The following is a 13,954-nucleotide window of genomic DNA, read 5'->3' as shown; positions in this document are numbered from 1 at the left end:
GGTGGGTGCGGTCAGAGCCGGGTGAGGGACTCCACGACCCATGCGGAGGCCTTGCCCGGTGGCTTGCGGCAGCTCTGCGCGCGGGGCGGGAGCGGGCGTGTACCGGTCTCGACGCGCCAGGCGCGGCCGTCAGTGTGCTGGACGACGGCCACGTGCGGGTCGTCCGGGTCGATGTCGACGACGAGGTCGTCGATCCCCGCCTCCACTCCGGAGTCGCGGACGGCGACCTCCGCGACCTGCCCGGCCGGCGGCCACGTGCTGCGCCCCCGCAGGTGCTCGGTGACGACCCGGCCGTCCAGTTCGGCCTCGACGATGCGGACCGCGAGATCGGTCTCCGCGGGCCCGTAGGTGTACCCGGTCCCGGGCAGCAGCAGGACCGGGGCGAAGCGGTGTCCGCCGGTGTGGGAGCACTCCCACACCGCGGAGTCCTGATCGAGCGAGGACAGACGGTCCCCGAGACGGGACTCGAGTCCGGCCACGACCGGTCGGCCCCGGACGGCGCAGCACTGATCGCGCTTGGCGTGGGTACAGACGAGGACCACGGGCCCCTCGACCTCACGGGTGCCGTCCACGTGTCCGCCGGGTGAGAGATCGAGGTCGAGCATGTCTGCGGGGCGGTCGACGCGGCCGACCCTGATGTTCCGCCGACCGGGCCGCGTGTCACAGAGATAGAAGCGGTGCCGGTCGATGCGTTGGCCCTCGCGGCCGGGTCGCCTGATGAACAGCATGCGGGACCCGCAGTCGGATACGTGCTTCTTGAGGCGCTCGGAGAGCTCGTCGCCCAGCGCCTCTCCGTCGAAGATGTCGCGACCCCATCGCGCGGGGACCTCGAGCAACACCCACGACTCCTCGTGGGCAGCGGTGCCGGCCGGTGGTTCGTCGGCCGACTGGAGCGAACACCAGGCGGGGACTGGGGCGGGATCGATGACTGACACGCCCCCATGGTGCCCCACCGTGCGAAGTGGTGTAACTGTAGCCACCTTGTGGGACAAAAGTGATGAGAGGGATTTAGGGTGGGGCCATGCGTACCCGACACCGCCGCTTCGCCGCGGCCGCCGCACTGACCACCGCCGTGTCCCTGGCAGTGGCGGGGTGCGGGACCGACACCTCGACCGACGCCCCCGCCACGAGCCAGACGACCACCGCCGGCTCCTCGCCGGCCGCCCTGGCGCAGAACCTGTCCCCGGAGGAGACCGAGGCCGCCGACCCCACGGCCGGTCCGGCGGACTCCGCCCCCAAGAGCGAGACCCCGGATGCCGCCGCAGGGCGCGCCGAGCTGGTCGTGTCCGAGATCCGGATGGGCGACTACCAGGGTGAGGACCGCGTGGTCTTCGAGCTCGACGGTCGCGGCGTCCCGAGCTACTCCGTGGACTACGTGGACGCCCCCGCCCAGCAGGGCAGCGGTTTTCCCGTGGAGGTACCGGGCGACTCGTTTCTCCAGGTGATGATCGGAGGCCAGATCCTGCCGACCGAGACCGACATGGAGGAGGTCCCGGTGGGCACCGTGACGGGTGACGACGCCACCGGGGTGGCCGGCGTGGCGTTCGCGGGACAGTTCGAGGGACAGGCGCAGGCGGTGATCGGCCTCGAGGGCACCGATCGCGCCTTCTCCGCCTTCCTCCTGCAGAACCCGACCCGTCTGGTGGTGGACGTCGAGCGCTGATCGCGACCCGGGGCCGGGCACGGCCGACCGGGGCGTGAGCGACCGGATCATCATTCGTAGACCCCCTCGACCGTCCAGTTCTCCGACCCGTCCCCGAGTACGCCGCAGAGCAGCAACGCGGCCGCACGCTCGGGGACGACCTGCATGCGGGCCCGGGGCCGGCGGGGTTCCCCGTCGGGCGTGGGCTCCCACCAGGCCTCGTCGATCGGCCACGGCCGCGACCACCCGAGCAACGCGCAGCGGCGACCGCCCACCTCGATGACGGCGGGTCGCGCGCTGAGCAGACCGCGTGGGTTCACCCCGACGGCCGCCCCCTCCGCGCTGCGCAGCACGACTCCCCCGGCGAGCGGGACCCGCGCCGCGACGGCGGCCCCCGGGTCACCGTTCTCGCGGATCTCGAGCCGGTAGCCCGGTCCGGGCCACACCACCGACGGCGAGGGCGCGGGCAGCGCACCCGGCCACGGGCCGCGGGCCACGGGGTCGGCCGGGGCGTCCCCGTACGGCAGACAGCGCACCCGGTCGGCAGGACCGCGGCCACCCACCTCCACCGGCACCCGGACGGCCTCGGGTCCGAGCAGTCCCTGGACGCGAACGAGCGCGCGGTGGACGCGGGCCTCCGCGAGCCCGGCCTCTCCCCACAGCCCCTCCTGGACGCGGCCGGCGGGGACGACCTCCACCGGTTCCAGGACGAGGGCGGTGACCGCGCCCCCGACCCCGCCGGCGATCGCGGTGCCGGTGAGCCAGCCCTCGAGTTGCCAGCGCAGCCGGTCGGCGGTGCCCTCCGGGGTGAGCGGCGACGAGCACCGCCACACCCGGTTGACCTCCGTGCCCCCCTCGACCCGGGCCGTGATGGACAGCCGCAGACACGAGACCCCGGCCGCGGCGAGCACGGCGTGTAGTTCCCCCGCCAGCCGCCGGCCGAGGAACGCCGCCTCGTCGACCCGCTCCAGGGGCGGATCGCACCGGTGCTCGACCGCCGAGCCCGTGGGCACCGCGGTCACCGACGGCGGGCGCCACGGGACCGCGCGGGCGATCCGGTGCGCCACCGACCCGGCCTCACCGAAACGGGTGGCCACGTCCCGCGGCGGGAGGGCCGCGAAATCGCCCAGCGTCCGCACGCCGAGGCGGTGCAGGAGGCCGACCAGCTCCGACAGCATCTCGGGATCCCCCAGCGCGGGTTCCACCACGAGCGCCTCCACGGGCAGACCCGCCAGGTAGTCGGCGTCCCCACCCGGCTCCAACAGCGCCGAGCCACGGGCGCCGAGCACGGCCGTGGGCAGTTCGTCGGCGAGTCCCACCTGGCACTCCACCCCCGCCGCGGCCACCGCGTCGACCACACGGGTGACGACCTGCTCGACCCCGCCGTGGAAACGCAGCGCCCCGGCCGCGGAGAACACGAACAGGCCGGGCCTCAGCACCTCGATCCCCGGGACGACGGCGTCGAGCGCCTGCACCACGGGCTCGAACCACACGGCGTCCCGCGCCGGGTCCGCGGCGACCACCACGAGCTCCGGACAGCGGAACTGGGCCTCGCGCCGACGCAACCCACGACGCACCCCCACCGCACGGGCGACGGCGTTGCACGCCAGCACCCCGCGGGGTCCGATCACCGCCAACGGCAGGTGGAGACCGTGCCCCTCGGCCCGGGCCGCCGCGACCGCCGGCCAGTCCGGGCACCACACCGCCATGACCCGGGCGCTCATCCCGCCGCCACCCATTCCGCGGTCCGGGCGGGCGCGGCCCGTCCGGAGCAGCGCACCACGGTGGAGACCGAGGCCAGCCGGCCCGTGCCCGCCCCCAGACCGCCGTAGCGGCAGTGCCGCCCCGCCAGCGTCAGCTCCGCGCCGGGCCAACCCGGGCCCACCAGGAGCACCGCGCCCGCGGCCCGCACCCGGCCGGCGAGCACCCGCGCCCGCGACGGGGCGACGGCCGCGACCGCCGGGCCGAGCAGGACCAGGTCCAGCCCGTCGAGCAGGACAGACACGACCGCCGCCGGATCCGGGCCGGGATCGGGCACGAGCGCCAGACAGTCCAACCGACCGCCCTGTTCCGCCACGGCCGCCACCCCGAGCTCGGGCCATCCCACGACCGCGCACCGGGCACCGGACGCCGTGGCCGCGGCCAACAGGCCGACCCGTAGGGTGGCGCTGCCGGAGACCGCCGTGACACGGCCCGCGGGCAACACCCCGCCCGGCACCAGATGCGCCACGGACTCCGGCACGGCCACGCCGGACACGGCCGCGGCGGGCGCCGCGGTCGGGCCGGCGACGGGAGCGGAGGCGGCGACGCCGGTGGGTGCGGACGCCACGGGGGCGGGACCCGCGACGACGGGCGCGACGTCTCCGGGGCCCTCCGGATGCGCGGCGGCCGCGGGCGGGGTCGTCGAGCGCGGCGGCACGGCGGGAGCCGACGGGCGCGGGACCGAGGGCGCGGTCGACCGCGCGGCCGCGGGCGGACCCCCGCCCGGCATCGCGGCCAGGCGGCGCCGCAGTTCCGCGACCCGGTCCGCCGTGTCGAGGTCGGCCAGATCGGCAACAGCAGCAGCGTCCACTACCATCATCAGAACCTCCCGTCACGCGCGACACGCCGTCGAGCACGTAATCGAACTATTTTTCGACCACGGGAACAGTGAACACCACGGGTACGACACCGCGCAAGAACACCTGTTCGAGACGGGTTCTCCTCGTCGTCGTCACCCGGTTGTCCACCGCGACTACGCCCGCCGTGTCGTACCGGGGGCCTACCCTCGGTGACCATGAAGGCCTCCATCGGGAACCGCATCGTGCTCATCGGCGCCGGCGACGTCGGCATCGCCTACGCCTACGCGCTGGTCAACCAGGGTCTGGCCGACCATCTGGCCATCATCGACATCGACCGCGACAAACTCGTGGGCGAGGTCATGGACCTCAACCACGGCGTCGTGTGGGCGCCCTCCCCCACCCTCGTCACCGAGGGCACCCACGACGACTGCACCGACGCCACGATGGTGGTGATCTGCGCCGGGGCCGCCCAGAAGCCCGGCGAGACCCGCCTCGACCTGGTGGGCAAGAACATGACGCTGTTCGAGAGGATCGTCGGCGACGTCATGGCGACCGGCTTCGACGGCATCCTGCTGGTGGCCACCAATCCCGTCGACATCCTCGCCCAGGCCACCTGGCGCTACTCCGGGCTGCCGTCGGCGCAGGTGATCGGGTCCGGGACGATCCTCGACTCCGCACGGTTCCGGTTCATGCTGGGCGAGTACTACGGCGTCGCCCCGATGAGCGTGCACGCCTCGATCATCGGCGAACACGGCGACACCGAACTGCCGGTGCTCTCCTCCGCCAACGTCTCCGGGGTGCCGCTACGCCGCGACCTGGACGGCGACCCCGCCAAGCGGGAACGGCTCGCACAGATCTTCACCGAGACGCGGGACGCCGCCTACCGGATCATCGACTCGAAGGGCTCCACCAGCTACGGCATCGGCATGGGCCTGGCCCGCATCACCCGCGCCGTGCTGCGCAACGAACAGGTCTCCCTACCCGTGTCCACCCTGCTGCGCGGCGAGTACGGCGAGGACGGGATCTTCATCGGGGTGCCCGCCGTGATCGGACGGACCGGCGTGCACCGGGTGGTGGAGCTGGAGCTCGACACCACCGAGCGCGAACAGTTCGCCCGCAGCGCGAGCGCGCTGCGGGCGGTGTCCGAACAGTTCGAGATCCTGAGATGAGCTCAGGGAGCCCCGGGGGGATCGCTGGCCGGGAAGGACTCGTCGCCCCACTCGTCGGCGAGGTCGTCCTTCGAATCCGGACGGTTGTCCCTCTCGTCCTTCTCGTCGGACTTGTCGTCGTTGTGGTCAGAGTTCTGCGGGTTGGACATGCAACAATCTCCTCCCGCCGTACCGGGCGTACGGCGAGACTCACGTTACCGGACGCCCCGTCCGGCACGACCGCACAGCACCGCCCGGCACCGGATGCCGGGCGACGAGGGCCGGAGGCTCGCCATGCACACCACCAACTACACCGACACGCTCATCCTGCCCGCCCCCGACACCCGGGCCGAGACGGCGACCGTCCCACCGTCCGGGAAGGGCACGGTCGCCGAACTGCAGTACGAGCGGCTCGCGGACACGGACTACACGTGGACGAGCGACGACCTGCTGTTCGACGTGCACTGCGCGCGCAAGGGGATCCCGGAGAGCGACCGCGCCGCCGAACGCGAGCGATTCTTCGGCAAGGGCCAGCCCTGCCTGCGCACCTCTCCCCTGGCCAAGACCTACGGATGGGCCCTGCACTTCGACGCCGACGGACGGATCGCGCTGCTGCCCATGGATTCGCCCCGCGTGGTCGAGCTCGAGGCCGACCCGACCGTCACGGTCAGGCGCGCCATGAAGACTTCCCGCTAGCGACCCGGCTCGACGTCTAGTGGGCCGGTGCGACGCCTAGTAACCCGGTCGACGGCTAGTAGCCCGGTTCGGCGTCGGGTAGCGAACCCAGCCACGCGAGCGCCGGGCCGACGATGACGTCCGCGAACTGCTCGTACCCGCCGGGGCCGGGGTGGGCCCCGTCACCGACGGCGACCTCGCGCATCCACGCTCCGCCCGCCAGCAACACGTCGAAAGTCGGCACGAACGGCACGCGGGCCTCGTCACACACCGCGGCCATCGCCTCGGCGCGGGCGGCAATCCGCTCGTTGACCTCGTCCCACACGACCGGTGGCGGACCCACCACGAGGAACCGCCCGCGGGGAGCCCGATCGATCATCCCGCGCAGCGCCGCGACCGTGCCCGCCTCGTCGACGCGCATCTCGCCCTCGACCTCCATGACGTCGTTGACGCCGAACTCCGCGATCACCGCGGTGGTCGGGAACGCCGCCCGCCGACGGTCCACCTCGTCCCAGCGGACCAGGATCATCTCGGACGTGTCCCCGCCGATCCCCGCGACGGTGGCGTGCAGGTTCAGCCCCTCGCGGGCACCCGCCTCGACCAGGTGCGCGGTCCAGCCGCGGCCCGTCTCGTCGCCGTATCCGGCCACGAACGAATCACCGATGAAGCAGACGGGCAGGTCACGCGGTTCGCTCATGCCGTCACCGTATCGGGCCGTCCGGATCGCCGGGGGCGGTCTCGGGCGGGCGGACGGCCGGCGCGGCAGCGGTGTCGGCCGCTCAGTCCAGGTGCCGCGACTGCGCCCAGCGGGTCAGGGCGTGCCGGTTGGACTGCTGCGTCTTGCGCAGGACGTTGGAGGCGTGGGTCTCCACGGTCTTGACCGAGATGAACAGCTCCTCGGCGATCTCCCGATAGGTGTAACCGCGGGCCAGCAGCCGCAGGACCTCCTTCTCGCGCGGGGTGAGAGAGTCGACCTCGGGATCGTGGACGGGTTCGCCGCGTTCCTCGGGGCCGGGCGCGGCGCGGGCGAAGGCGTCCAGCACGAATCCAGCCAGACGCGGGGAGAACACGGCGTCCCCGTCGGCCACCCGGCGGACCGCGTCGGCGAGGTCGTCGCCGGTGATGGTCTTGGTGACGTAACCGCGGGCGCCGGCCCGAATCACGGCGATCACGTCCTCGGCGGCGTCGGAGACGCTCAGCGCGAGGAAGGTCGGCTCCGGGGCGCGGGCGGGATCGGCGACGCCACCCGGGTCCGCGCCCAGCACCGACCGCAGCACGGCCACGCCGCCACCGTCGGGCATGTGCACGTCGAGAAGCACCACGTCGGGGCGCACCCGACCGATGCCGGCGACGGCCTCCCCCACCGACCCGGCCTCGCCGACCACCTCGATCGCCGACTGCCCGGCGAGTTCGGCGCGGACGCCGCTGCGGAACACCGCATGGTCGTCCACGAGGAACACACGACACGGCCCGTCCGTCATTCACCCTCCAGCGGCATCTCGATCCCGATCTCGGTCCCCCGCCCGAGCGTACTGCGCACCCGCACGGTGCCCCCGCGACTCTCCACACGATGTCGGATGGATTGCGCCAGGCCGTGCCGGTCACCGTCCACGGCGTCGGGGTCGAAGCCCCGGCCGCGGTCGCGAACGAACGCGCTGAGGACGCGCCCGTCGTTCTCGACGAACACGTCGGCGGTGTCGACCCCCGCGTGCTTGGCGACGTTGACCAGCGCCTCGCGGACGGCGCCCAGCACGGCGTCCTCGGCATCGCCGACCGGGCCGTCGCCGCCCACCACGACCTGGTCGACCCGCAGACCGTAGACGTCCTCGACGTCGCCGATCATCACCTCGACCGCCCCGGCCACCGTCGCGGCGCCGGAGGACATCCGGGAGCCGGCGCCGAACAGCCCCTGCCGCAGTTCGCGTTCCTGCCGGCGGGCGAGGCGCGCCACCTGCGCGGGGTCGTCGGAGCGCTTCTGGATGAGGGCCAGGGTCTGCAGGACGGAGTCGTGCAGGTGGGAGGCGATGTCGCTGCGTTCGGCCTCGCGGATCCGCGCCGCGCGTTCCTCCTCCAGCGACCGCCACAGGCGCAGGCCCACGGGGACGCTGAGGAGCCCCACGCCGACGAGCGTCGCCACGACCGCCAGGAGGGACGACCGCAGGGCGGCGAGCTCGACCTGGCCGAGCACGACGACCGCGAGACCGACGACGACGAGGGTGGCCCCTGCCGTGACCCTGGCCCAGTCGAAGACGGAGCGTGGAGACCCTCTTCCGCCGCCGTCGTACTGCTGCCAGACCAGCCCGGCACCCAGGGCCACGATCACGACGGGCACGATGACGTGCAGTCCCGTCGCGGTGGTCACCATGAACGACAGCACCGAACCCACGACTCCCAGGACGGCCAGCGCCACGCCGCGCCTTCGCTCGCGGTGGTCCGGCACGGCCGACCCCGAGGACGCGGGGGCCGACGAGGTGGCGGGAGCCGACGGGCCGGGAGACGACTGCGCGGGGGTCGACGACGTGAACGCCCACAACGCCGCGTAGAGCGCCACCCCGGCGCCGGACAGCGTGGCCAGCAGGACCATCACCACCCGAACGTGCGTGACCCGCACGCCCAGGTGCTCGGCCAACCCCGTGCACACCCCGGAGACCACGGACCCGTCAGGGACGCGGGTCAGCCGCGGGTACCAGCGGAAGCCGGCCGGCTGCGCGACGGGCGGACGCGACGGCAACCCCGGGCCGGGTGACTCTGGCCGGTCTGCGGTGGCCGCCGCCGGACCGGGGAGCGCCGGCCGGTCCGCACTGGCCGGCGCCGGGCCGGACGCCGAGCCGGACGCCGGGCCGGACGCCGAGCCGGACACCGGGCCGGTCGTCGCGTTCTCACTCATGTCCGCCATCGTCACAGATCCACCCCGGGGTCGCATCGGGGTGTGACCCCGAGATTCCGGGGGTCCGGATCTCAGGGTCGGTCCCCGATGTGCCGGGCCCGCCGGCCGAGCACGATAGGGGCATGTCCAGCACCAGCACCCACGACGTCCCGTCAGAGCTCCGCTCCCTGTGGCGGACACGGCCCGTCCGGACCCCGGACGACTCACGGATCGCCGGCGTCTGCGGAGGCTTCGGCCGACGCTACGGCGTCGACCCGGTCCTGATCCGCATCGTCTTCGTGATCGCCACGCTCTGGGGCGGGGCCGGGGTGTTCCTCTACGCCCTGCTGTGGCTCCTCCTGCGGGCCGCCGGCGACGAGGTGTCCAGGGGGGAAGCGCTCCTCGGGAAGGGCCGGGCGTCCGGATCCAGGACGACATCGGTGCTCCTCGTCGTCGTCGCCCTCATCAGCGCCCCCACCTTCGGCGGTTCCGGAGGCACCTTCCTCGTGGGTGCCGGGTTCCTCATGGCGGCCGCGATGCTCGCCGGGTGGTACGGCCTGCACCGCCGCACCCCGACCCCACCGGCGGGGTGGGCGGAGGTCTCCTCCGTGCGGCCCGCCCCCGCGCACGACCGCGGCGGCGCGTCGACCCGCCCCGGCCCCTGGCGCGCGCCGGGGGCGGCCCCGGGCCCGGGCGTCGGCGCGGGCGCCCCCTACGGCCCGGCCTCCCACGGCCCGGTCCCCCACGGCCAGCCCGTCTACGGTCCGCCCGTCCCGCCCGCCTGGGACCCGCTCGGCGCGGCGCCCTTCGCGTGGGACCTGCCCGACCCCGCGGACGCGCCCCGTCCCGACCCCGAGCCGGCCACGCCCCGCTCGCGCCTGACCAAGGTCACCCTCGGGCTCGCGCTCATCGCCACGGCCGTCGCGATCGGCCTGTCCACCCTGGGCGGGATCACCTGGCTCGACTCCACGCGGATCGCGGCGATCGCCCTCGCCGTGGTGGCGGGCGGCCTGGTGGTGGGGGCGTTCACCCGACGCGGCCACGGGCTGCTCGTGGTGGCCGGCCCGCTCGTCGGGTTCGTCTTGCTGGCCTCGCTCGTCCAGCCCCACCTGCCCGAGGGCGGCTGGGAGGGCACCGGTGACCTGCGGGTCGACATCACCGAGCCCGCGCAGCTCGACACCCCGGTCGTCCACGAGCTGGGCTCGGTGACCGTCGACCTGCGGGAGATGGACCTCGACCGCGACCGCGACTTCAGCGTCCGCAACGACCTCGGCGGGGTGCGCGTCCTGCTGCCCGAGGACCTCGCCGTGGACCTCAGCTGCCACGCCGACCTCGGCTCCGTCGACTGCCCGGTCCCCACGCCCGGCGAGGTGCCCGGCCCCGTCCTCACGTTGGACGTCGCCACCGAGGCCGGGTCGATCACGGTGACGCGGTGACCGCCCCGGCCGGCGGCGACCGCGACTCCGGCGCGACGCCCGACGCCTACACCGGCGCGAAGCCCGGCGTCGACTCCCGGACCCGACCTAACCCAGACAGGAGCACCGACATGACCAGCCCAGGCCCCACCTCCGACACCGGCTTCCGCCCCGACCAGCCGCTGCACGACCCTCTCCCCTACGGCGCCGGGTTCTCGACCCCCGAGCCGCTCGGGTTCGGCGTCGCCCCCGAGCCCGCCCCGTCTCCGACCCGCGCTGTCGAGGTGACCGAGCGTCGGCGTGGCGGCTCCCCGGTCCTCGCCGTGGCGGGCCTGGCCTCGCTGGGCGTCGCGGTGTGGGCGATCCTCGGGGCACCGGTGATCACCCCGACGCTGCTGCTGGCCGCCGGGCTCGTCCTGGCTGTGCTCGTGGGACTGATGATGGTCCTGCGGCGCTGACCTCGTCGACGGCGTATCCCGCGGCCGCCCCGTGCACCGCGTGCGCCGCACCCGACGCGCCCTGCATCGGCCGCCCTCGCCACCCGGGGGCGGCCGATCGCCGTGGTCGGGTTGCTGCCGTGGTCGGGTTGCCGCCGCGGTCGGGTTGCCGCCGCGGTCGGGTTGTTACGGTCGGCGCATGTCCGCAAGCTCAGACCCGCCCCCGGCCGGAGACGCAGGGTCGACCGCTCCCGCCACTCCTGCCGGTGCCGGCGCGACAGAGCCCGCCACTCCTGCCGGTGCCGGCGAGCCGATCGTCGACCGGGTCTGGGAGCTGCGGCGGCGGGCCGAGAAGCAGAGCACGTGGCAGCGGCCGGCGCTGGGGGTGTTCTTCGCGCTCGTGTTCGCGATGATCGCCAATCCCGACCTGCTGCCGGGCGGATTAGCAACAGCTCTCACTACTCTCGTCGGTGTGACGGCGGTCGCGGTGATCGGGATCGTCCTCTGGGCCCGCCGGGCGAGCTTCCGCGGGCACAGCGGGAGCGCCGAAGTCCCGGCGGCCCCCGGGCACCGCTGGTGGCGAAGCCCCGCCCTCGCCGGACCCGCCATGTACACCCTGATCTTCCTCGGCAGCCTGATCGACCTGTTCGACCACTGGCCGGTCATCTTCGCCACCGCGGTGGTGGTGGGGTGCCTGACCGCGCTCTCGCTGCCCCGCTACGAGACCGCCGACCACATCCACGGCACCCGGCTCGAGAAACCGCCCACGCTGACGGCCGATGCCGCGGCCGCTGTCACGGACGGGCGGCTGTCGCCGGATGTGCTCGAGCTGCTGGTTCTCCAGCATCACACCGCCGAGCGACGCATCCCCTGGTGCGCCGGTGTCCTCGGCACCGATGCCGACGACATCCGCCGCCGCATCAGCCGGGGACGGCGCTGGCTCGAACTGCCGGCAACCGAGGTCCACGCCCCCGCCACCGCGAACTGGGTCCGCCTCACCCCAGCCGGCCGCGAGGCGCTCGGCTACATCTGAGGCTGACTTCGCGGCGGGACGGGCCGACCGTCGCCTGTTGGCTCGGTGGTCTCGCGCCTGCATGAGCGCTCGCGACCTGCCGACAGCCGCTGATCGGCCTGGCGTCTCGCTCCCGCGTCTGCGCACGCGGAAGACAGCCGCACGTGAACATGGCGTCTCGCGCGCTCTTCGGTGTGGGCGAGACGCCATCGCGAGGGGCGGCTGCGAATCGAGCCGGGCAGGCGCGGGAGCGAGACGCCATCGCGAGGAGCGGCTGCCAAACGAGGCGGGCACGCACGGGAGCAAGACGCCATCGCGAGGAGCGGCTGCGAATCGAGCCGGGCAGGCGCGGGAGCGAGACGCCATCGCTAGGAGCGGCTGCGTAGCTCGGTGCGACGAGGCGGTTTCGTGGCTCGGCGCTGTGTGAGAAAGAGCGGCTGCGCTTGAGGCGGGCACGCGCGGAGCCGGGCAGAGCGGGGCTCGGCTCAGCGGGTGGCGCTCACTCCCACTCGATGGTCCCCGGCGGCTTACTGGTCACGTCCAACACGACGCGGTTGACGTCCGGCACCTCGTTGGTGATGCGATTGGAGATCAACGCGAGCGTCTCGTACGGCACCCGCGTCCAGTCGGCCGTCATCGCGTCCTCGGAACTCACCGGACGCAGCACGATCGGGTGACCGTAGGTGCGGCCGTCGCCCTGCACGCCCACCGAACGCACGTCGGCGAGCAGCACGACCGGGCACTGCCACACCGAGGCGTCCAGGCCCGCGGCCGTCATCTCCTCGCGCACGATCGCGTCCGCCGCCCGCAGCGTGGCCAGCCGGTCGCGGTCCACGGCGCCGACGATGCGGATCGCCAGGCCGGGGCCGGGGAACGGGTGGCGGCTGACGATCGTCTCGGGCAGACCGAGTGCCCGGCCCACCGCGCGGACCTCGTCCTTGAACAGCAGCCGCAGCGGCTCCACGAGCGTGAACTCCACGTCGTCCGGCAGGCCGCCCACGTTGTGGTGGCTCTTGATGTTGGCGGTACCCGACCCGCCACCGGACTCCACCACGTCCGGGTACAGCGTGCCCTGGACGAGGAAGTCCACCGACCCGCCGTCCTCGCCCTGGAGCTCGAGCGCCTGCGTGACCGCCCGCTCGAAGGACCGGATGAACTCACGGCCGATGATCTTGCGCTTGGCCTCCGGATCGGTCACCCCGTCGAGGTGCCCCAGGAAGACGTCGGACTCGTCCAGCGTGATGAGGCGGGCGCCCGTGGCGGCCACGAAGTCGTTCTCCACCTGCTCGCGCTCGCCCGCGCGCAGCAGACCGTGGTCGACGAACACACACGTGAGGCGATCACCGATCGCCCGCTGGACCAACGCCGCCGCGACCGCCGAGTCGACACCACCGGACAGTCCGCAGATCGCGCGCCCGTCCCCGATCTGCTCGCGGACCGCCTCGACCAACTGGTCGGCGATATTCGCCGCCGTCCACGTCGGCTCGAGCCCCGCGACCTCGGTGAGGAAGCGGCTCAGCACCTGCTGGCCGTGCGGCGAGTGCAGCACCTCCGGGTGGTACTGCACGCCGGCCATCCGCCGCTCCGGGTTCTCGAACGCCGCCACCGGGGCGCCCGGCGAGGACGCGGTGACCTCGAAGCCGTCCGGGGCGGCGGTGACCGCGTCCCCGTGGCTCATCCACACCGGATGGTGCTCCGGCAGGCCCGCGTGCAGCACGCCACCCGAGACGGACACGTCGGTGCGCCCGTACTCGCGGTTCCCCGTGTGCGCGACCTCGCCGCCCAACGCACCGGCCATCGCCTGGAAGCCGTAGCAGATGCCGAACACCGGCAGCCCCAGCTCGAACACCGCCGGGTCGATCGACGGCGCGTCCTCGGAGTAGACACTGGCCGGCCCGCCCGACAGCACCAGCGCGACCGGGTCCTTCTCGCGGATCTCCTCCACGGACGCGGTGTGCGGGATCACCTCGGAATAGATGCGTGCCTCGCGCACCCGCCGCGCGATGAGCTGCGCGTACTGGGCACCGAAGTCCACGACGAGCACGGGACGGGGCGCCACCGCCTCGGCGGTGATCTGGGAGTCGGTCTGTGCGTTCTCGGCCACGGCGTCGAGTCTAGGCCCCACGGTCCGTGCGCCGAACTCCACCACATCCCCCGCACAGGGGTTAACAATGAACTCCCACCACGGCCCCGGCCCG

Annotated in this window: 14 protein-coding genes; 6 read left to right on the top strand and 8 right to left on the bottom strand. The window is 73.7% G+C overall.

Going from position 1 to position 13,954, the window contains the following annotated elements; translation table 11 throughout:
- Nucleotides 1–11: 11 nt before the first annotated feature.
- Nucleotides 12–935, bottom strand: a complete 924-nt coding sequence (locus VYL96_RS04415; RefSeq protein ID WP_082767732.1) for a ferredoxin family protein — start codon at nucleotides 933–935, stop codon at nucleotides 12–14.
- An 86-nt stretch (nucleotides 936–1,021) separates the two neighbouring features.
- Here VYL96_RS04415 and VYL96_RS04410 point away from each other — a divergent pair, with 86 nt between their 5' ends.
- Nucleotides 1,022–1,663, top strand: coding sequence for an AMIN-like domain-containing (lipo)protein (locus VYL96_RS04410; RefSeq protein WP_061229079.1), 642 nt, complete (start codon nucleotides 1,022–1,024; stop codon nucleotides 1,661–1,663).
- Nucleotides 1,664–1,713: 50 nt separating this feature from the next.
- Here the strand turns inward: VYL96_RS04410 and VYL96_RS04405 are convergent, their stop codons facing one another.
- Nucleotides 1,714–3,366 (bottom strand): DNA polymerase Y family protein, encoded by a 1,653-nt coding sequence (locus VYL96_RS04405; protein WP_061229104.1) that lies wholly within the window; start codon nucleotides 3,364–3,366, stop codon nucleotides 1,714–1,716.
- Nucleotides 3,363–4,223, bottom strand: coding sequence for a DnaE2-dependent mutagenesis accessory factor ImuA' (locus tag VYL96_RS04400; RefSeq protein WP_243699697.1), 861 nt, complete (start codon nucleotides 4,221–4,223; stop codon nucleotides 3,363–3,365). Before VYL96_RS04400 ends, VYL96_RS04405 begins: the two co-directional genes overlap by 4 nt.
- 195 nt (nucleotides 4,224–4,418) lie before the next feature.
- Here VYL96_RS04400 and VYL96_RS04395 point away from each other — a divergent pair, with 195 nt between their 5' ends.
- The gene (locus VYL96_RS04395; protein WP_061229080.1) at nucleotides 4,419–5,372 is read left to right on the top strand and encodes an L-lactate dehydrogenase; all 954 of its coding nucleotides are present in this window, start codon (nucleotides 4,419–4,421) and stop codon (nucleotides 5,370–5,372) included.
- Nucleotides 5,373–5,374: 2 nt separating this feature from the next.
- Here the strand turns inward: VYL96_RS04395 and VYL96_RS04390 are convergent, their stop codons facing one another.
- Complete coding sequence (locus VYL96_RS04390; RefSeq protein ID WP_007630246.1) at nucleotides 5,375–5,521, bottom strand: hypothetical protein; 147 nt, start codon at nucleotides 5,519–5,521, stop codon at nucleotides 5,375–5,377.
- A 124-nt stretch (nucleotides 5,522–5,645) separates the two neighbouring features.
- Between VYL96_RS04390 and VYL96_RS04385 the strand changes: the two genes are divergently transcribed.
- Nucleotides 5,646–6,047, top strand: coding sequence for a DUF6157 family protein (locus tag VYL96_RS04385; RefSeq protein WP_061229106.1), 402 nt, complete (start codon nucleotides 5,646–5,648; stop codon nucleotides 6,045–6,047).
- Between the two features lie 55 nt (nucleotides 6,048–6,102).
- Here VYL96_RS04385 and VYL96_RS04380 read toward each other — a convergent pair whose 3' ends face one another.
- The 3 genes from VYL96_RS04380 to VYL96_RS04370 form a co-directional block, all read right to left on the bottom strand.
- Entirely contained in the window at nucleotides 6,103–6,723 is a 621-nt protein-coding gene (locus tag VYL96_RS04380) for a GDSL-type esterase/lipase family protein (RefSeq protein WP_061229081.1), read from the bottom strand.
- A gap of 82 nt (nucleotides 6,724–6,805) precedes the next feature.
- On the bottom strand, nucleotides 6,806–7,507 hold the full coding sequence (locus tag VYL96_RS04375; RefSeq protein ID WP_061229082.1) for a LuxR C-terminal-related transcriptional regulator: 702 nt from the start codon (nucleotides 7,505–7,507) through the stop codon (nucleotides 6,806–6,808).
- Complete coding sequence (locus VYL96_RS04370; RefSeq protein WP_131885787.1) at nucleotides 7,504–8,913, bottom strand: ATP-binding protein; 1,410 nt, start codon at nucleotides 8,911–8,913, stop codon at nucleotides 7,504–7,506. The genes VYL96_RS04375 and VYL96_RS04370 overlap by 4 nt, the downstream gene beginning before the upstream one ends.
- Before the next feature lie 122 nt (nucleotides 8,914–9,035).
- On the opposite strand from VYL96_RS04370, the gene VYL96_RS04365 reads away from it, so the two are divergent.
- The 3 genes from VYL96_RS04365 to VYL96_RS04355 all read left to right on the top strand — a co-directional run bounded on the left by VYL96_RS04365 (nucleotide 9,036) and on the right by VYL96_RS04355 (nucleotide 11,777).
- Nucleotides 9,036–10,328 carry a PspC domain-containing protein gene (locus VYL96_RS04365; protein ID WP_061229084.1) on the top strand — a complete coding sequence of 431 codons (1,293 nt, stop codon included), beginning with the start codon at nucleotides 9,036–9,038 and terminating at the stop codon, nucleotides 10,326–10,328.
- Nucleotides 10,325–10,765 (top strand): hypothetical protein, encoded by a 441-nt coding sequence (locus VYL96_RS04360; protein ID WP_061229085.1) that lies wholly within the window; start codon nucleotides 10,325–10,327, stop codon nucleotides 10,763–10,765. Before VYL96_RS04365 ends, VYL96_RS04360 begins: the two co-directional genes overlap by 4 nt.
- A gap of 178 nt (nucleotides 10,766–10,943) precedes the next feature.
- Entirely contained in the window at nucleotides 10,944–11,777 is an 834-nt protein-coding gene (locus VYL96_RS04355) for a hypothetical protein (RefSeq protein ID WP_243699696.1), read from the top strand.
- Nucleotides 11,778–12,255: 478 nt separating this feature from the next.
- Here the strand turns inward: VYL96_RS04355 and guaA are convergent, their stop codons facing one another.
- A complete protein-coding gene (gene guaA / locus VYL96_RS04350; protein ID WP_274532675.1) occupies nucleotides 12,256–13,860 on the bottom strand; it encodes a glutamine-hydrolyzing GMP synthase in 1,605 nt (534 codons plus the stop codon).
- Nucleotides 13,861–13,954 lie beyond the last annotated feature (94 nt).

Source organism: Dietzia maris (genome assembly GCF_036287335.1).
In the GTDB taxonomy this organism is placed as follows: domain Bacteria; phylum Actinomycetota; class Actinomycetes; order Mycobacteriales; family Mycobacteriaceae; genus Dietzia; species Dietzia cinnamea.
This window is presented reverse-complemented; position numbering and strand designations above follow the sequence as displayed.